The organism is Pseudomonas sp. WS 5503 (assembly GCF_012985385.1).
Classification (GTDB): domain Bacteria; phylum Pseudomonadota; class Gammaproteobacteria; order Pseudomonadales; family Pseudomonadaceae; genus Aquipseudomonas; species Aquipseudomonas paracarnis.
Map to the genome: position 1 here is coordinate 331,209 of NZ_JAAQWI010000007.1, position 17,395 is coordinate 348,603.

Consider the following 17,395-nt stretch of genomic DNA (forward strand, 5'->3'; position numbering starts at 1 on the left):
ACCGGCTCTTGTGGCGAGGGAGCTTGCTCCCGTTGGAGTGCGAAGCGCTCCCAAAATTTTGGGGCCGCTACGCAGCCCAGCGGGAGCAAGCTCCCTCGCCACAAGAGTTATCAGCCAAAGACACCTTTACCCGGCAGCCGCACCCGATCATGCTTCGTATCAAACCCCTGCAACGGCCCCTTCGGCACAATCCCCGTCGGGTTGATCGTGCGATGGCTGGCATAGTAATGCCCCTTGATATGCTCGAAATCCACCGTCTCGGCCACGCCTGGCCACTGATACATCTCCCGCAGCCAGTTCGACAAGTTCCCATAGTCGGCAATTCGCCGCAGGTTGTATTTGAAGTGGCTGTAGTACACCGCATCAAAACGAATCAGCGTAGTGAACAGCCGCACATCGGCTTCGGTCAGGTACTCGCCGGCCAGATAGCGATGGCTGCCCAGGTGCTGTTCCAAATGATCCAGCTCGGCAAACACATCATCAAACGCGCTTTCATACGCCTGTTGTGAGGTGGCGAAACCTGCGCGGTACACGCCGTTGTTCACGGCGGGGTAGATGCGTTCGTTGAGGCTGTCGATGGTCGAATGCAGGGCTTGGGGGTAGAAATCCAGGGTATTGCCGGTCAGCGCATTGAACGCACTGTTGAACATGCGGATGATCTCCGCCGATTCATTGCTGACGATGCGCTTGAGCTTTTTGTCCCACAGCACCGGCACGGTTACGCGCCCGGTATAGTCGGCGGTATCGGCGGTGTAGCGTTGGTGCATGAAGTTGAAACCGTCCAGTTTGTCGCCGCTGGAGCCGTGGGCCTTGTCGAAGGTCCAGCCGTTTTCCAGCATTAGCCAACTGACCACCGAGACGTCGATCAGGCTTTCCAGGCCCTTGAGCTTGCGCAGGATCAAGGTGCGGTGCGCCCACGGGCAGGCGAGGGATACATAGAGGTGATAGCGACCGGCCTCGGCCTTGAAGCCGCCTTCACCACTCGGGCCTGGCGCGCCATCGGCGGTCACCCAGTTGCGGCGTTGTGCCTGTTCCCGTTGGAAAGCGCCATCGGCGCTACTTTCGTACCACTGGTCTTTCCACTGTCCTTCGATCAATAAACCCATGACTGGCTCCCTTGGCTGATAAGCGTTGGAGCCCAGTCTAAAGGGATGAGTTCGAACTAAAAGCGCAAAAAACCGGCGTGAATGATCGATTAAATCGATTTATCCCGTGCGTCCCAGTACTCCTGGGCCAACTCGAACGCCTGCTGCCGCGGGTGACCAAGGCCGCGCAGGGCTAACGCCATGGTGGCGATCAACGCCAGTTGCGGGTAGCTGTCCTCAACGTCGCCGCGCCACAGCGCTTTTAGGTGCTCGGGCTCAAGCGTTGCCGGCTTGACGTGGCGCTGGACGGAAAGGGCGGGCCACTCTTCGTCCCAGCTCTGGCCGCCAGTGGTGCCATAAAGATGACTGACGGTGTCGGGGTTGATTTCGATCTCGCCGCCGTCACCCTTGACCACAATCACGTTGTCACCCAGCAAGCCACTGGCATCGCGATGCACGCCCTGGTAACCGGGGTGGAAAATGCTTTGCAGGCCACAGCGCGCATTCAGCGGGTTGAGCAGGCGCGCCAGAGAGTGGATAGGCGAACGCAGGCCCAGAGTGTTGCGCAGGTCAATCATGCGTTGCAGCTGTGGCGCCCAATCACCCAGCGGGATAAACGCCAGGTTGCCGTGGGCAAAGGCGCTTTCGACCTGTTGCCAATCGCGGCACAGCGGGATCTGCAAGCTGTCCAGCAATTGCTCGGTGTACAACCGCCCCGCAGTGTGGGCGCCGCCGCCGTGCATCAGGATGCGCACGCCGTTCTGTGCCAGGCATTTGGCTGCCAGCAGGAACCACGGCAGGTGGCGCTTTTTACCGGCGTAGGTGGGCCAGTCGATATCGACGTTCAGCGCTGGCGCGTGCAGGCGCTCACGTACGGCTTCGGTGAAACCGGCGAGTTCTTCCGGGCTTTCTTCCTTGTGGCGCAGCAGCATCAGGAAGGCGCCGAGCTGGGTGTCCTCGACTTTTTCGTCGAGCAGCATGCCCATGGCTTCCCGCGCTTCCTCGCGGGTGAGGTTGCGCGCGCCACGCTTGCCTTTGCCGAGGATGCGCACGAACTGCGCAAAGGGATGCTCTTGGGGCGTTACGAGAGTCAGGGGGGCAAAGTCGGTCATAAGCAATTCGTCGGCCTGGGCAGGCCCGCCAGCTTGGCGGCGAGTTTGGCGGGAGTGCCGTTGAACAGTTTGTTGAGGTGCAGGCTGTTGCCCTTTTCCGGGCCCAGCTTCAAGGCGGTGTACTTGATCAGCGGGCGCGTGGCGGGGGACAGCTGGAACTCGGTGTAGAACTGGCGCAGCAGGGTGAGGATTTCCCAGTGTGCCGGGGTCAGCTCCAAGGCTTCGGCAGCGGCCAGGGCATTCGCCACTTCATCGGACCAGTCGTTGAGGTCGACGAGATAGCCGTCCTTATCCAGTTCCAGGGTGTGTGCGCCGACGGTCAAGGTGTTCATAGCCAGGTGTTGACCTTGTCGTAGTCGATCGACAGTTGCACGAAGCCTGGGTAATCGACGCTGTCAGCCCAGTCGGGCAGCGGCAGGTTGCGCGCCTGCATGTCTTCGGCCAGCACAAACACCTTTACGCCTTTGGTTTGCAGGGCGGGCGTGTCCAGGCCGTAGGCTCCGTCGCCGCACAGCAGGATTGCGTCCTCGGCGCCACAGATGCGCAGGCAGCTATCGAGGCGGCTGTCGGTAAACGGGGAATGAGACACCACATGTAGAGTCGACATCAGAGGGTAATCACCTGGTCGTAACGGTCAATCAGTTGGGAAATGGCTTGGCTGTCGAGCACCTGTGCGTTGGCGGGTGGCGGCAACCCGCGTGCGGAAAGACTATGGCTGCACGCGAACACGTCATCAATGCCGAACAGGCCCAGGGCCTGCAGGTTGGCACTCAGGTCTTTCTGTTGCACGGCCTTGGCCGCTTGGTTCGGCGCCAGTTGGAACACACCGTCATCCAGGAACAACAGGCCAATGGGCAGATCGAACGCGCCACCGGCCAGCACGATATCCAGTGCTTCCCGCGCACTCGGCCCGGACCACGGGGCCTGGCGGCTGATCACCAACAAGGATCTGGACATGTCACGGCCCTCCAAAACAGATCAGGCGGTCGGCGTCCTGGATCGCGTCATGCAATTGCCCCAGGCCCGACAACGCCCAGGGTGCTTCCAGGTTGATCGCGCTGCGTTGGTAACGCGCAGCTTCTTCGGCATTAAGCACCCCGCGGCGCAGCGCGGCGGCGATGCACACCACGCCGTCGAGCCGGTGCTGGCTGACAAACTCGCGCCATTGACGCGCAAGGTCTTGCTCATCCTGGGGGGCGACGATGTTATTGGACGCGCTGTACACGCCGTCCTGGTAGAAAAACAGCCGCACGATCTCATGCCCGCCAGCCAGCGCCGCCTGTGCGAACAACAGGGCGCGGCGCGAGGAGGGCGCGTGGGCGGCGCTATACAGTGCAATCGCGAACTTCATGGAAGACTCTGCCAACAAACGTCGGCCAATGATAAAGCCGCCGCCGCGAAAAAGCCCGCCGTGATCAAAACGGTCACTGTGGTTGATCGTTCTGACGATTGCCGGCAGGCGCCAGGCTGCCTAGTCTGTGGGTATTCGCAACCCAACTGGAGTCCCCATGTCAGGTCCCTTGGCGTCCCTTAAAGTGTTGGATTTTTCCACCTTGCTGCCCGGCCCGTTTGCCTCCCTGATGCTGGCGGACATGGGCGCCGAGGTGCTGCGTATCGAATCGCCCACGCGGATGGACCTGTTGCGTGTGTTGCCGCCCCATGATCGTGGCACCTCGGCCAGCCACGCCTACCTCAACCGCAACAAGCGCAGCCTGGCCCTGGACCTCAAGCAGGCCGAGGCGCTGGAGATTGTGCGTGAGTTGATCAAGGGCCATGACATCCTGCTCGAGCAGTTCCGCCCCGGTGTCATGGCGCGCCTGGGCCTGGGCTATGAGGCGCTGAAGGCGATCAACCCGCGGCTGATCTATGTGTCGATCACCGGCTACGGCCAGACCGGCCCCTATAAGGACCGCGCCGGGCACGATATCAACTACCTGGCGTTGGCCGGCGTCGCCAGCCATACCGGGCGCCAGGACACCGGCCCGTTGCCCCTGGGCGTACAGCTGGCGGATGTGGCGGGCGGTTCACTGCATGCCGTGGTGGGCTTGCTGGCGGCAGTGATTGCCAGGCAGCAGAGTGGGGTGGGCCAATACCTGGATGTGAGCATGACCGACTGCTCGTTCAGCCTGAACGCCATGGCCGGTGCCGGTTACCTGGCTTGCGGGGTCGAGCCTGGGTGGGAGAACCATGTGCTCAATGGCGGGAGTTTCTATGACTATTACCGCACGCGCGATGGGCGCTGGATGTCGGTGGGCAGTCTGGAGCCGGGGTTTATGCAGCAGCTGTGCGCGGCCTTGGGGCGCCCGGAACTGGCGGCACACAGTGTGACGCCCGAACGCCAGGCCGTGCTCAAACAGGCGTTGCAGGTGGAGTTCGAGAAGCGCAGTTTTGACCAGTTGTGTGAGTTGTTTGCCGGGGCGGATGCCTGTGTTGAGCCGGTGTTGAGTTTGAGCGAAGCGGTGGAGCATCCACAGTTGAAGGCGCGGGAGCTGGTCAGCCAGGTGCCCCGGGGTGATGGCTCGACACAAGCGCAATTGGCCTGCCCGCTGAAGTTCTCAGAGGGGTTGCCGGCGCCCAGGCATATTGGAGTGGCGGTGGGGGCGCACAGTGATGAGGTGCTGGCGGAGTTGGGGTTCGGTATTGAGCGGATAGAGCGATTGCGGCAGGCCAAGGTTGTAGGTTGACTGAGCCGACGCTTTCGCAGGCAAGCCAGCTCCCACATTTTGGATTGTGTTCACAGATCCAGATGTGGGAGCTGGCTTGCCTGCGAAGAGGCCCTCATTCCACCCGAGTTTCCCCGGTGAACACCAGCGTCTGCCGACACCGCCGACACAAATACCGCCGCCCCTGGTTCACCAGCCCATGGCGCTGCGGTGAAAACGGAAAATCGCTGTCCGCACACGGGCAGCGGTAAATATAGCGAGTCACTTGCCGGCGCTTGACCTCGTAGGTATGGCAACGGTCGGGCGGCAGCTCGTAAACCCCGCGCATGATCAACTGCCATTCCTCGCCATGGGGCTGGATACGCTCGCCAAACAATTGGTGGGCAATCAGGTGTGCCACTTCGTGGGCCACGGTCTGCTTGAGAAAGTGTTGGCTGTTTTCACGGTACAACTGAGGGTTGAAGCGCAGCAGGTTCTCGTGCAAATGCGCGACACCGGCTTTCTGGCCCCGCAGCTTGAGGCTGACCTGGGGGCGTTTGAAGCTTCGTTTGAAAAAGGATTCGGCTTGCAGGAAACAATCTTCGACGCGGGTATTGAGTTGCTCGGGCATGCTGTACATATCTCCAGAGACGCCCAGTATGCCGCAAAGCTGGGTGTTTCCGAATCTGTCAGGCGCCGAATGGTCATGCATAACGCACAAAGCCACCTTGCGGTGGCCTTGCCTGCGGGGTTTTTCGTTCAACTGGTGTAGATCGGCCCGACGCCCAGGCCCCAGACGATCACGGTAAAGGCCATGATCGCTACCAGCACCACCAGGCCGACGGCCAATACCGAGCTGGAAAACAGGAAGCCTTCATCCGGGTCGATACTCATGAAGGTCGGCAGCCCCACATACAGCAGATACACCGTGTAGCAGATCGCCGCCGTGCCCACGACCATGCCCAACCACATATGCGGGTAGAGCGCCGCCAGCCCGCCGATAAACAAGGGTGTGGCGGTGTAAGTGGCAAATGCCACGCAGCGGGCCATGCTTGGGCTGGCGTCGTAGGTGCGGGCCATCCAGTGAATGAACGCGCCCATCACCGCCACGCCGCACAGCATGGCCGCGTAGGACATAAGGGTCATCCACAGCGCGCTTTCCTGGGTCAGCATCACCGGGGCACGGTTGCCGATGACCCAGCCGACTTGAGTGGTGCCAATAAAGGCGGAAATGGCGGGGATCGCCGCGAGAATCAGGGTATGAGTGAGGTACATGTGGCTGATGCTTTCTTCTTTATCGCCACGGATTTCCCGCCATTCCTGGTCGGGATGGGTAAACAGCCCCACGACGTGATGGATCATGCCAGTCACTCCTGTCGTTATTACCATCGCCCCCCATCGGAGCGCCCACGGGCCAAATGGCCTGAAAGGTCTGGATAGATGTGCGACCTCAAGTCGCAGTATAGAAAGGGATGACCGGAATAACCGTAGGGCCTTTAGAGCAAATTGCGCTGTAAACAGGGGGGCTAATCGCGGTGTGGTCTGTCTGAGTTCATGGGATCCAGTGTGGGAGCTGGCTTGCCTGCGATGGCGGCCTGTCAGGAACAGAGATGTTGACTGGCACACCGCTATCGCAGGCAAGCCAGCTTCCACATTGGATCTGCGCCAGTCTTACCGGTAAAATGCTGCGCTTTTCGTCACACACCTTTGCGGATCCAAGCGCCATGGGCACTCTTACAGTCAACCAGAACAAACTGCAAAAACGCCTGCGTCGCCTGGCCGGTGAAGCGGTCGCCGATTTCAACATGATCGAGGATGGCGACAAGGTCATGGTCTGCCTCTCCGGCGGCAAAGACAGCTACACCATGCTCGACGTGTTGCTGCACCTGCAAAAGGTCGCGCCAATCAAGTTCGAGATCGTGGCGGTCAACATGGACCAGAAGCAACCCGGTTTCCCTGAGCATGTGCTGCCGGCCTATCTGAAAGAACTGGGCGTCGAGTATCACATCGTCGAGAAAGACACCTACTCGGTGGTCAAGGAATTGATCCCGGAAGGCAAGACCACCTGCTCGCTGTGCTCGCGCCTGCGCCGTGGCACGCTCTATACCTTTGCCGATGAGATCGGCGCGACCAAGATGGCCCTGGGTCATCACCGCGATGACATCGTCGAAACCTTCTTCCTCAATATGTTCTTCAACGGCTCGCTCAAGGCCATGCCGCCCAAGCTGCGCGCCGACGACGGACGCAACGTAGTGATCCGCCCGCTGGCGTATTGCAACGAGAAGGACATCCAGGCCTACTCCGATTTCAAGCAATTCCCGATCATCCCGTGCAACCTGTGCGGCTCCCAGGAAAACCTGCAGCGCCAGGTGGTCAAGGAGATGCTGGTGGACTGGGAGCGCAAGACCCCTGGGCGTACCGAAAGTATCTTCCGCAGCCTGCAAAACGTGATCCCGTCGCAATTGGCCGACCGCAACCTGTTCGACTTCACCAGCTTGAAAATCGATGAGACCGCCGCATCGCGTTTCGTCAATGTAGTGAACCTCTGAGTCTTCCCGAGGCTCTAGTACACGGCGCTTGCGGGCGCCGTTTTCAATTCGACTGACAGGAGAGGGCATGCGCGATTACAAGTGGCTGCACGAATATTGTCTGAACCGCTTCGGTTCGGCGGCCAAGCTGGAAGCCCATCTGCCGGTGCCCAAGACCCCGGCGCAATTGCGCAAGATAACGGATGACCGTTACCTGTCGACCTTGGCGCTGCGAGTGTTCCGCGCCGGTTTGAAGCACAGCGTGGTCGATGCCAAATGGCCGGCGTTCGAGCAGGTGTTCTTTGGCTTCGACCCGGAAAAAGTCGTGCTGATGGGTGCCGAACACCTGGAACGGCTGATGCAGGACACCCGCATCATCCGCCACCTGGGCAAGCTCAAGAGTGTGCCGCGCAACGCGCAGATGATCCTGGATATCGAGCAGGAGAAAGGCAGCTTCGGCGCGTTTATCGCTGATTGGCCGGTGACCGATATCGTCGGGCTCTGGAAGTACCTGAGCAAGCACGGCCACCAGTTGGGCGGCCTGTCGGCGCCTCGCTTCCTGCGCATGGTCGGCAAGGACACCTTTGTACCGAGCGATGACGTGGTGGCAGCGTTGAATGCGCAGAAGATCGTCGACAAGGCGCCGACCAGCCTGCGCGATTTGGCGACAGTACAGGGTGCCTTCAACCAGTGGCATGCCGAGAGTGGGCGGCCGATGTGTCAGCTGTCGATGATGTTGGCCTATACCGTCAACCATTGATACTGATCGTTCCCACGCTCCGCGTGGGAATGCATCCTGTGACGCTCCGCGTCACCCTTGCACTAGGCCCGGGACGCAGAGCGTCCTGGGCAGCATTCCCACGCGGAGCGTGGGAACGATCAGTCAATCGGCCAGTCGCCGGTTCAATTGATGCCGCCAACGCACATACAGCAACGCCGTGCAAAACACCGCCAGGCTCGCGAGCATTTCCAGAACACCAAACCACTGGCGGTTCGGGTCATACGCCGCCAGTGCGCCCTTGATGAAATACAGGTTCACCACAAAGCACATCCACGAATGTCCGCGTGCGCTGCCCATCAGCATGCCTGGCGCAAGTATCAGCAGCGGCACCAGCTCGATCAGCAGGATGACCCACGGGCGCGCCCCATGCAGGTCGGCGACCAACAGGTAGTACACGCACAACAAGCCCACCAGGCCCAAGAACGCCAGCAGGCTCAGCGCGCGTGCCACCTTGACCCGTGGCTCCAGCCACTCCCGTGGCGGCAGGACCTTAGGCTTCCTGGCCACGGCCGTTCTCCAACAGCGTGGCGGTCTTGGCCAGGCGCAGGCCCAAGGCCCGGCACAAGGTGATTTCATGTTGATCGAGCATACGCTTGCCGTCTGGCCCGGAATGGTGGCTGGCGCCATACGGCGTGCCGCCGCCCTGGGTGTCGAGCAGCGCCTGCTCGCTGTAGGGCAGGCCGGTGATCAGCATGCCGTGGTGCAGCAGCGGCAGCAGCATCGACATCAGCGTGGTTTCCTGGCCGCCATGCAGGCTGGCGGTGGAGGTGAACACGCCGGCTGGCTTGCCGACCAGAGCGCCGGTGAGCCACAGGTTGCTGGTGCCATCGAGGAAGTACTTGAGCGGCGCGGCCATGTTGCCGAACCGGGTCGGGCTGCCCAGGGCCAGGCCCGAGCAGTGCTTCAGGTCGTCCAGGCTGGCATACAGCGCGCCTTCGTCGGGAATGCTCGGCGCCACCGCTTCGCAGTCGGTGGAAATCGCTGGCACGGTGCGCAACCGCGCTTCCATGCCGCCTTGCTCGATACCGCGGGCAATCTGTCGGGCCATCTCGCTCACCGAGCCGTTGCGGCTGTAATACAACACCAGCACATAGGGCGTAGTCACGGCAGGATCTCCAGCACGTTCTCGGGCGGGCGGCCAATGATGGCTTTGTCGGCGGTTTCCAGGATCGGGCGTTCCATCAGCTTGGGATGGGCTGCGATGGCGGCGATCAGTTGGGTGTCGCTGAGGCTGGCGTCGGCCAGGTTCAGGGTTTTGTATTCGTCTTCGCCGGTGCGCAGCAGTTGGCGTGCGCTGATCCCCAGTTTTTTCAGCAGGGCCTCGATTTGCGCGGCATCCAGCGGGGTTTCCAGGTAGCGCACGACGGTCGGGGTGAGGCCGCGGGCTTCCAGCAGTTCCAGCGCACCGCGGGATTTCGAGCAGCGCGGGTTGTGATAAAGCGTCAGATCGGTCATGTGCGGGTCGCATCTTGCGTAAGGTGGCGGGTATTCTACCTGCGCTGGCGCCTGTCCTTAAACCGTAAGAGGCGATAGGCCGCAGCCAACGTTCATTTTTGCGAAGGAATACCCCATGACAAGGCGACTGATCGGTGCATTGGCGATCATCACAACCCTGCTGCTCAGCGGCTGCGGTAACGATTACGGCGTTGACCAATACGGCCAGAAAGTGGCGGCCGAACGCCTGGACAAACAGTGGCTGGTGGTCAACTACTGGGCCGAATGGTGTGGCCCGTGCCGCACGGAAATCCCCGAGCTCAATGCCCTGGCAGAACAGTTGAAAGGCCAGAATGTCGGGGTGTTCGGCGTCAACTTCGACAATGTGCAGGGTGAGGAACTGAAGGCCGCCAGCGACAAGCTGGGGATCAAGTTCACGGTACTGGCCCAGAACCCGGACGGGATCTTCGAGATTCCGCGCAGCGAGGCCTTGCCGGTGACCTACATCATCGACGACAAGGGCAAGGTGCGTGAGCAGTTGATGGGTGAGCAGACAGCGGAAGGGGTGTTGGCCAAGCTCAAGGCCCTGAAAGGCTAGAACTATGGGAGCTGGCTTGCCTGCGATGGCATCGCTGCGGTGTACCTGATACACCGCGTCGTCCGCATCGCAGGCAATCCAACTCCCACAGAGCCAGAGGACACCGCGTTAGTACAGGAGAGTGCGCCTAGGTCAGCCTTCTTCGAGCCACAAACGGATCGGCTTGCCTTCGGCCGGCCAGAACCGCGTCTGCTCGAGCGGCGAGATGTCCCAGCGCTGCACGCCTTGCAGGGCCTGGAAGAAGCGATGCTCTTGCTCCATCAGGGCCTCGGCGCACATTTTTCGGGTGCTGCCGACCGGGCCGAAGCTGAGCTTGTCGCCTTCGACCGTGTACGGCGCAAACCAGTGGTTACAGCCGCCATTGCCATAGGCGCGGCCATCGGCGCCCAGGGTGACGGTAAGGTGCGCATAGTCCATCAGCGGCCGCTCACCGATCCATTCCACGACGTAGCTGTGGTCGCGCTCGAGCTTGGCGCCATCGGCAGCGCAGCCTGCCAGGCCCATGCCGATGGCGGCGAGCAGCAGCCGACCTTTCATTGCGCGGCCTGCTGGCATTTCGGGCAACGGTGCTTGTCGCCTTCGCTGGCCCAGCCCAGTTCTTTGATACGCGCGTTGGCGGCCGGTTGCAGCGGTGCCTTGGTCAGCTTGGTTTCTACCGCGAATTCAAACTCCAGCACGGCGTCGCAGCTGTCGCAATTGACCTTCCAGGTGTGGATCTCGAGTTCGCCGAACTTCGGCCCTTGGGCCATGGCGACCCACTGGCCCGCCGGGCGGATGGAGTAGCGTGCGTCACCTTCGACGGTGAGTCGCATCGACAGGGTTTTACTGCCGCGCAGGCTGACGATCAGGACGTCGCCATGTTTGATCGAACCACCGTTGCCGGTGACCTGGTAACGGCCCGGCACCAGGGCACGGCATTCGATCAGGGTGTGTTGCGGGCTCAGCAAGCTGAAGCGGAAATCGTGTTCGGCCATGGATCCTCCAAATAGGCGCGGCATCCTATCACGGGTGCCGGCCTATCATGAGCCTGGTATGTGACCGCTGATCATCCCTCGACCTGGTTCTGGGCGCGGCCATCGGCCCACGCGGCAATGTTGGCCAGCGTGGTGCCGGCAATCGCCGCCAGGGCCTCACTGGTGAGGAAGGCCTGGTGCGCGGTGATGATCACGTTGGGGAAGGTCAGCAGGCGGGCGAGCACGTCATCCTGCAGGGGCAGGTCCGAGCGGTCCTCGAAAAACAATTGGGCTTCTTCTTCGTAGACGTCCAACCCCAGATAGCCCAACTGTCCCAGCTTGAGCGCTTCGATCAGTGCCGGCGTATCGACCAGGCCACCACGCCCGGTGTTGATCAGCATCGCACCGGTTTGCATCTGCGCGAGCGAGCGGGCATTGATCAGGTGTTTGCTGTCGGCGGTCAGCGGGCAGTGCAGGCTGATGATTTGTGCCTCGGCCAACAGTTCAGGCAGGCTCACGTAGCGGGCCCCGAGGTCCTGCACCTGTGGGTTGGGGAAGGGATCGTAGGCCAGCAACTGGCAGCCGAAGCCGGCCATGATCTTGGCGAAGGTCGCGCCGATCTGACCGGTGCCGACCACGCCGACCGTTTTGCCGACCAGATCAAAGCCGGTCAGCCCGTGCAGGCTGAAATCACCGTCGCGGGTACGGTTGTAGGCACGGTGCAGGCGACGGTTGAGGGCCAGGATCAGGGCGACGGCGTGCTCGGCCACCGCGTGGGGCGAATAGGCGGGCACGCGCACGATAGTCAGGCCCAGGCGCTGGGCGGCGGGTAAGTCGACATGGTTGTAGCCCGCCGAACGCAGGGCAATCAGGCGTGTGCCGCCCTTGGCCAGTTGCTCCAGCACGGGGGCGCTGAGGTCGTCGTTGATAAAGGCGCAGACCACCTCGTGGTGTTCGGCCAGGGCCACGGTCTCGAGGTTGAGGCGGGCGGGTTGGAATTGCAGTTCCAGGCCAGCCGGCAGCGGTTCGCCGAGGAAACTCTCGCGGTCGTAGGTTTGGCTGCTGAAGAGAATGACGCGCATTAAGAAGGCTCCCTGCAATGACAGAATAGATGCGTACCTGTAGGAGCGAGCTTGCTCGCGAAAAACGTCAACGATAACGCGTTCATTCTGGTTTAACGCGGTGTCTCTGGTTTTTCGCGAGCAAGCTCGCTCCTACAGTCGGACGGTCAGGCACTCACTCTGGCTTCACTGGCCAGCCGTGCAATCGCCATGTCCAGTTCGTCCAGCGCGGCCGTGGCCTTGGCGTCATCCTGCTTGAGCAGGGTTTCGGCGCGTTGGCAGGCTGCTCGTAATTGCGGAACACCACAGTAGCGGGTGGCGCCGTGCAAACGGTGCACACGCTCGATCAAGGCGTGGTTGTCATTGGCTTCGCGGGCGTGGGTAATTGCCAGGCGATCAGCCTCCAGGGAGGCCAGTAGCATGGCGAGCATATCAGCGGCCAGGTCGGCCTTGTTGGCGGCCAGGCGCAGGCCTTCTTCGTGATCGAGTACCAAGAGTTGCAAGCCTTGGGCCGCGCCTTCGTGGGTACGCTCCGGGCCTTGGTTACGCAGCGCCAGGCCGGTCCATTTCAATACCACCTGGGCCAATTGCCGCTCGCTGATGGGTTTGGTCAGGTAGTCGTCCATACCGCTTTGCAGCAGGGCGCGTTTTTCGTTGGCCATGGCGTGAGCCGTGAGGGCTACCACCGGCAGCGGTGTGCCGTGGCGTTCGCTTTCCCACTGGCGGATCGCCTCGGTGCTCTGGCGGCCATCCATGCCGGGCATTTGCACGTCCATCAACACCAAATCGAAAGTTTCCTGCTTCACGGCGTCGACGGCCGCGTAACCGCTCTCCACCGCCTGCACCTTGGCGCCCATGTCTTCCAACAGGGTTTGCACCAGCAACAGGTTGGCCGGGTTGTCGTCCACGCACAGTACTCGAGGCGCACGGCTGGACAACGGCTCACCGGGTTCGCTGCGTGAAGGGCGCGGGCTGATCAGGTCGGCCAGGGAGCGGCGCAGCTTGCGGGTACAGGCAGGCTTGGCCTGCAATTGGCTGTTGGGGTTGGGCACCGATTGGTTGAACAGCATCTGTTCGGTGGTCGGGCACAGCACCAGCACCTTGCAGCCCAGGTGTTCCAGGTCCCACAGGTGTTGATTGAGGCGTTCGGGCGGAATGTCGTTGGCGGTGACGCCGAGCACCGCCAGGCTGATGGCCTGTTCGGTCTGGTGGGCACTGGTGATGCCGTTGGTCAGGCTTTCCAGGGTATTGAACGGCGTGACTTCCAGGCCGCAGTCTTCCAATTGATGTTGCAGGGCCTGGCGCGCCAGTTCGTGGTTTTCCAGCACGGCCACACGACGTCCCAATAGCGGCGCGGCGGGCAGGTCTTCGACGTCGTCACGGGTTTTGGGCAGGTTCAGGCTGATCCAGAATTCCGAACCTTCACCCGGCGTGCTGTCGACGCCGATTTCGCCGCCCATCTGCTCGATCAACCGCTTGGAAATCACCAGGCCCAAACCGGTACCGCCGGGCTGGCGCGACAGCGAGTTGTCGGCCTGGCTGAATGCCTGGAACAGGGCGCGCACATCCTGGTTGGACAGGCCAATGCCGGTGTCTTGCACGCTGATGCGCAATTGCACGCTGTCTTCCTGCTCGTCCTCGATCATTGCCCGGGCCACAATGGTGCCTTCGCGGGTGAACTTGATCGCATTGCTGATCAGGTTGGTCAGGATCTGCTTGAGCCGCAGCGGGTCGCCCACCAACGCCAGGGGCGTGTCGCGGTACACCAGGCTTACCAGTTCGAGCTGCTTGGCATGCGCGGCGGGGGCGAGGATGGTCAAGGTGTCTTGCAGCAAGTCGCGCAGGTTGAAAGGCACGCTGTCGAGCACCAGTTTGCCGGCTTCAATCTTCGAGAAATCGAGGATTTCGTTGATGATGCCCAGCAGGTTATCCGCAGATTTTTCGATAGTGCCCAGGTAATCGAGCTGGCGCGGCGACAATTCGCTTTTTTGCAGCAAGTGAGTAAAACCGAGGATGCCGTTGAGCGGTGTGCGGATCTCATGGCTCATGTTGGCCAGGAACTCCGACTTGATACGGCTGGCTTCCAGGGCTTCCTTGCGTGCCAGGTCCAGCTCGATGTTCTGGATCTCGATGGTTTCCAGGTTCTGGCGCACGTCTTCGGTGGCCTGGTCGATGCTGTGTTGCAGCTCTTCCTGGGCATTTTGCAGGGTTTCGGCCATGCGGTTGATGCCAGACGCGAGCTGGTCCAATTCCTGGCTGCCCAGGGGTGGCAAGCGTGTTTCCAAGTTGCCGTCCTTGAGCTGCGCCACCGCTTGCTTGATCTGGCCAATCGGCGAATTGATGGTACGGCTGATACGCAGGGCGAGGGCGGCGGTGCACATCAGGCCGATGGCGATCAGCAGAAGGCTGGCGAACAGGCTGCGATAGCCGCGCAACAGCATGCCATTGTGGGACAGCTCGACTTCCACCCAACCCAGCAGGCGGTCGGCCTCATCGGGAATCAACTCGCCCGCCAGGTTGCGATGGCGGCCAAACACCGGCAGTAGATAGCGGGTGGCGTCGTTGCCGGAACGCTGTAACAGTTGCGAGCTGTTGCCGGTGGGTGGCTGGTTGAGCATGGTCGGGCCGGCGTGGGCCAGGGACGCGCGGTCTGGCGCCAGGAACGACACGGCGCGCACATCCGGCTGTTCCAGGGACTGGGTGGCGATACGCTCCAGCAGGTCGGTGTCCTTGTGGCCCATGGCTGGGGCCACCAGCGGTGCCAATTGCTCGGCGATCATTTCGCCGCGTTGCAGTAGCTGGGTCTGCAACTCCGACAGCTGCATCCAGGTGAAATAGCCGCCCAACAACAGCGCCATCAGGCTGGTCGGTAATAAGGTCAGCAACAGTACGCGGCCTTTTATCCCCATTCTTCTAAGCACGCCACTCTCCTGCTACCACGTTGTTATCAATCATCCACGCCGGCATCCGGCCAGCGCCACCTGCGCAGTGTAGCCATTTGCGCGGCCTGGAATCTTGCAAATTAATGACATGCGGCAATCTTCGGGCCATTCGGCGCCGGGTGGCGATTGCCTGTGAACGTTTAATCTTGAATAATCAGTGATTGAGAATGACTTGCAGACGCTAATGACTCCCGCAGCAGTTGGCCTACCCAGTATCCTGACCATCGAAGATGACCCTGTGTTGGGCGCCTACGTGCACGAGCAACTGGGCCGCAGTGGTTTCCAGGTGACCTGGTGCCAGAACGGCCAGCAGGGCCTGCAACTGGCCCGCGCCCAGGCCTTCGACCTGGTGCTGATGGATATTCTGCTGCCGGGGCTGGACGGTTTGTCGATCCTCACTCATTTGCGCCAGAGCCACGCCATGCCCGTGATCCTGATGTCAGCCCTGGGCGCTGAAGCCGACCGTATCAGCGGTTTTCGCCTGGGCGCGGACGACTATTTACCCAAGCCGTTCAGCATGGTTGAACTGTGCGTGCGTATTGAAGCGATCCTGCGCCGCGTTGCCCTGGATCGCCGGCCCGAGCCGACGCGCGCCCCGGCACTTGAAGATGCCCGGGTGCTGCACTTTGATGATGAACGCTGCGATGTGTCCTGCCAGGACCAGTGGGCCGCGCTCACGCGCAGCGAATACCGCCTGCTGGAAACCCTGCACCGCAACGCCGAAGAAGTCCTCAGCAAAGCCTTCCTGTATCAGCAGGTGTTGCAGCGCGGTTATGCGCCCCATGACCGCAGCCTCGACATGCATGTCAGCCAGATCCGCCGCAAGCTCAAGGCCATCGGTTACATCGAGCGTGAAGTACGCACCGTATGGGGCAAGGGCTACGTGCTGAGCGGTCACGATGAAGGGCTTTGAGCGACTGCCCGGCAAGCACTCGTTGTTCTGGAAGCTGGCCTGCCTGTTGATCGCCTTCTGTTTGCTGATGATTTGGCTCAGTTGGTCGTGGGGCCGTTACATGGAACAGCAGAGCGCTTACCTGTCCGACAAGTCGCGGGAGATTCTCAATGGCTATGCCGCGGGTGCCGAACTGGCGTGGAGCACGCAAGGCAGCGCGGGCGTAGATGCCTGGCTGCAGCGGATGGCCGAGCGCGAAAGCACTTGGGTAGGGGTGATCGGTAACGACCTGCAGTCCCTGGGCAGCACGCCCTTGAGTGACAAGGAAAGCCAGCGCCTGACGTTTTTGCGTGGATTGGATTGGCCGGTCAGCCGGCATGTCATTGGTTTGCCCTGGATGAAAGTACCGTTTCCGGTCGACCCTGGCGCGGGGTCGCTGGTGATCGAGCTGCCGCAGCGCTTTATGCCTGGGCGCTATCAACTGTTCTGGCGGGTGGTCACCAATGGTGTGATCCCAGGTCTGTTTACCCTCTTGCTATGCATCGGCCTTTACCGGCTGTTGATCATGCCCCTCAATCAATTGCGCGAGCAGGCCAATGCCTGGCGTGCGGACCAACTCAATACGCGGATGTCCCTGGATGCCACCAGCCGCCAGGACGAACTGGGCGAGCTGGGCCGCGCCTTTGACCATATGTCCGAACGCTTGCAGGGCACGGTGCGTTTGCAGCAGCAGTTGCTGCGCGATATGTCCCATGAACTGCGCACACCCTTGAGCCGCCTGCGGGTAGCCTGCGACAGCGAGCAAGACCTGGCCAAGCTGCGCAAGCGCCTGGGTCGGGAAATCGACGCCATGCAGCGCCTGGTGGAAGACAGCCTGCAACTGGCCTGGCTCGACAGCGAAACTACACCGTTGCCCCAGGAAGATATTCAGCTCCAGGCCTTGTGGGACATATTGCGCGAGAATGCTTGTTTTGAAAGCGGTTGGTCCGCATCGCGCTTGCCGTGCCTGTTACCCGCGGACAGTTGGGTGCGTGGCAACCTCAATGCACTGGCCCAGGCCTTGGAAAATATCCTGCGCAACGCCATACGCCACTCGCCCCACGACGGCTGCGTGCAACTCGACGGATGTCGGGAGGGGGGCTATTGGCATATCTGGCTGCAGGATCAGGGGGCCGGGATTGCTGAGGATGATCTGGAGCGCATCTTCGCGCCCTTTACCCGCCTGGACGGCTCGCGGCCCGGCGATGGCGGTTTCGGCTTGGGCCTGAGCATTGCCCGCAACGCCGTGCAGCGCCAGGGCGGCCGCTTATGGGCGGAAAATACCGGGCGGGGTCTGCGGGTGCATTTGCGTTTGCTGGCCCGTTAGC

General features: G+C 61.6%; 21 protein-coding genes. 6 read left to right on the forward strand and 15 right to left on the reverse strand.

The features are described 5' to 3' along the window. Positions 1-110: 110 nt before the first annotated feature. The 6 genes from HBO10_RS19480 to tusD form a co-directional block, all read right to left on the reverse strand. The gene (locus HBO10_RS19480) at positions 111-1,106 is read right to left on the reverse strand and encodes a glutathione S-transferase family protein (protein ID WP_169922055.1); all 996 of its coding nucleotides are present in this window, start codon (positions 1,104-1,106) and stop codon (positions 111-113) included. Positions 1,107-1,195: 89 nt separating this feature from the next. After that, positions 1,196-2,197, reverse strand: coding sequence for a glycosyl transferase family protein (locus HBO10_RS19485; protein WP_034127873.1), 1,002 nt, complete (start codon positions 2,195-2,197; stop codon positions 1,196-1,198). After that, the gene (locus tag HBO10_RS19490) at positions 2,194-2,529 is read right to left on the reverse strand and encodes a TusE/DsrC/DsvC family sulfur relay protein (RefSeq protein WP_034127872.1); all 336 of its coding nucleotides are present in this window, start codon (positions 2,527-2,529) and stop codon (positions 2,194-2,196) included. Before HBO10_RS19490 ends, HBO10_RS19485 begins: the two co-directional genes overlap by 4 nt. Next, positions 2,526-2,804, reverse strand: a complete 279-nt coding sequence (tusB, locus tag HBO10_RS19495) for a sulfurtransferase complex subunit TusB (protein ID WP_034127871.1) — start codon at positions 2,802-2,804, stop codon at positions 2,526-2,528. Before tusB ends, HBO10_RS19490 begins: the two co-directional genes overlap by 4 nt. Continuing rightward, positions 2,804-3,154, reverse strand: a complete 351-nt coding sequence (tusC, locus tag HBO10_RS19500; RefSeq protein WP_034127870.1) for a sulfurtransferase complex subunit TusC — start codon at positions 3,152-3,154, stop codon at positions 2,804-2,806. Before tusC ends, tusB begins: the two co-directional genes overlap by 1 nt. 1 nt (position 3,155) lies before the next feature. Beyond that, the gene (tusD, locus tag HBO10_RS19505) at positions 3,156-3,548 is read right to left on the reverse strand and encodes a sulfurtransferase complex subunit TusD (protein ID WP_034127869.1); all 393 of its coding nucleotides are present in this window, start codon (positions 3,546-3,548) and stop codon (positions 3,156-3,158) included. Positions 3,549-3,705: 157 nt separating this feature from the next. Here tusD and HBO10_RS19510 point away from each other — a divergent pair, with 157 nt between their 5' ends. Continuing rightward, positions 3,706-4,881, forward strand: a complete 1,176-nt coding sequence (locus HBO10_RS19510) for a CaiB/BaiF CoA-transferase family protein (protein ID WP_034127868.1) — start codon at positions 3,706-3,708, stop codon at positions 4,879-4,881. Positions 4,882-4,975: 94 nt separating this feature from the next. Here HBO10_RS19510 and HBO10_RS19515 read toward each other — a convergent pair whose 3' ends face one another. Both HBO10_RS19515 and HBO10_RS19520 read right to left on the reverse strand, forming a co-directional pair. Then, positions 4,976-5,470: a SprT family zinc-dependent metalloprotease gene (locus tag HBO10_RS19515; RefSeq protein ID WP_003192067.1), complete on the reverse strand. Its 495-nt coding sequence runs from the start codon at positions 5,468-5,470 to the stop codon at positions 4,976-4,978. 128 nt (positions 5,471-5,598) lie between these two features. Further along, positions 5,599-6,201, reverse strand: coding sequence for a Yip1 family protein (locus HBO10_RS19520; RefSeq protein WP_014718889.1), 603 nt, complete (start codon positions 6,199-6,201; stop codon positions 5,599-5,601). A gap of 362 nt (positions 6,202-6,563) precedes the next feature. On the opposite strand from HBO10_RS19520, the gene ttcA reads away from it, so the two are divergent. Both ttcA and HBO10_RS19530 read left to right on the forward strand, forming a co-directional pair. Beyond that, on the forward strand, positions 6,564-7,388 hold the full coding sequence (gene ttcA, locus HBO10_RS19525) for a tRNA 2-thiocytidine(32) synthetase TtcA (protein WP_014718888.1): 825 nt from the start codon (positions 6,564-6,566) through the stop codon (positions 7,386-7,388). A gap of 67 nt (positions 7,389-7,455) precedes the next feature. After that, positions 7,456-8,127, forward strand: coding sequence for a DNA-3-methyladenine glycosylase I (locus tag HBO10_RS19530; RefSeq protein WP_034127867.1), 672 nt, complete (start codon positions 7,456-7,458; stop codon positions 8,125-8,127). Positions 8,128-8,250: 123 nt separating this feature from the next. Here the strand turns inward: HBO10_RS19530 and HBO10_RS19535 are convergent, their stop codons facing one another. The 3 genes from HBO10_RS19535 to arsC are packed head-to-tail and all read right to left on the reverse strand — an operon-like array spanning position 8,251 to position 9,603. Continuing rightward, positions 8,251-8,655, reverse strand: coding sequence for a DUF2069 domain-containing protein (locus HBO10_RS19535; RefSeq protein WP_034127866.1), 405 nt, complete (start codon positions 8,653-8,655; stop codon positions 8,251-8,253). Then, positions 8,639-9,253 (reverse strand): NAD(P)H:quinone oxidoreductase, encoded by a 615-nt coding sequence (gene wrbA / locus HBO10_RS19540; RefSeq protein ID WP_034127865.1) that lies wholly within the window; start codon positions 9,251-9,253, stop codon positions 8,639-8,641. Before wrbA ends, HBO10_RS19535 begins: the two co-directional genes overlap by 17 nt. Then, on the reverse strand, positions 9,250-9,603 hold the full coding sequence (gene arsC / locus HBO10_RS19545) for an arsenate reductase (glutaredoxin) (protein ID WP_034127864.1): 354 nt from the start codon (positions 9,601-9,603) through the stop codon (positions 9,250-9,252). The genes wrbA and arsC overlap by 4 nt, the downstream gene beginning before the upstream one ends. Positions 9,604-9,718: 115 nt before the next feature. On the opposite strand from arsC, the gene HBO10_RS19550 reads away from it, so the two are divergent. Continuing rightward, the gene (locus HBO10_RS19550) at positions 9,719-10,180 is read left to right on the forward strand and encodes a TlpA disulfide reductase family protein (RefSeq protein WP_003192057.1); all 462 of its coding nucleotides are present in this window, start codon (positions 9,719-9,721) and stop codon (positions 10,178-10,180) included. A 132-nt stretch (positions 10,181-10,312) separates the two neighbouring features. Here the strand turns inward: HBO10_RS19550 and HBO10_RS19555 are convergent, their stop codons facing one another. The 4 genes from HBO10_RS19555 to HBO10_RS19570 form a co-directional block, all read right to left on the reverse strand. After that, positions 10,313-10,717: an META domain-containing protein gene (locus tag HBO10_RS19555; RefSeq protein WP_034127863.1), complete on the reverse strand. Its 405-nt coding sequence runs from the start codon at positions 10,715-10,717 to the stop codon at positions 10,313-10,315. Next, a complete protein-coding gene (locus HBO10_RS19560) occupies positions 10,714-11,154 on the reverse strand; it encodes a hypothetical protein (protein WP_003192054.1) in 441 nt (146 codons plus the stop codon). Before HBO10_RS19560 ends, HBO10_RS19555 begins: the two co-directional genes overlap by 4 nt. Positions 11,155-11,225: 71 nt before the next feature. After that, a complete protein-coding gene (locus HBO10_RS19565) occupies positions 11,226-12,215 on the reverse strand; it encodes a 2-hydroxyacid dehydrogenase (protein WP_034127862.1) in 990 nt (329 codons plus the stop codon). Positions 12,216-12,361: 146 nt separating this feature from the next. After that, positions 12,362-15,115: a response regulator gene (locus HBO10_RS19570; RefSeq protein WP_034127861.1), complete on the reverse strand. Its 2,754-nt coding sequence runs from the start codon at positions 15,113-15,115 to the stop codon at positions 12,362-12,364. Positions 15,116-15,320: 205 nt separating this feature from the next. Here HBO10_RS19570 and HBO10_RS19575 point away from each other — a divergent pair, with 205 nt between their 5' ends. After that, a complete protein-coding gene (locus tag HBO10_RS19575; RefSeq protein ID WP_034127860.1) occupies positions 15,321-16,049 on the forward strand; it encodes a response regulator transcription factor in 729 nt (242 codons plus the stop codon). Then, positions 16,036-17,394, forward strand: a complete 1,359-nt coding sequence (locus tag HBO10_RS19580; protein ID WP_034127859.1) for a sensor histidine kinase — start codon at positions 16,036-16,038, stop codon at positions 17,392-17,394. Before HBO10_RS19575 ends, HBO10_RS19580 begins: the two co-directional genes overlap by 14 nt. Position 17,395: the final 1 nt, after the last annotated feature.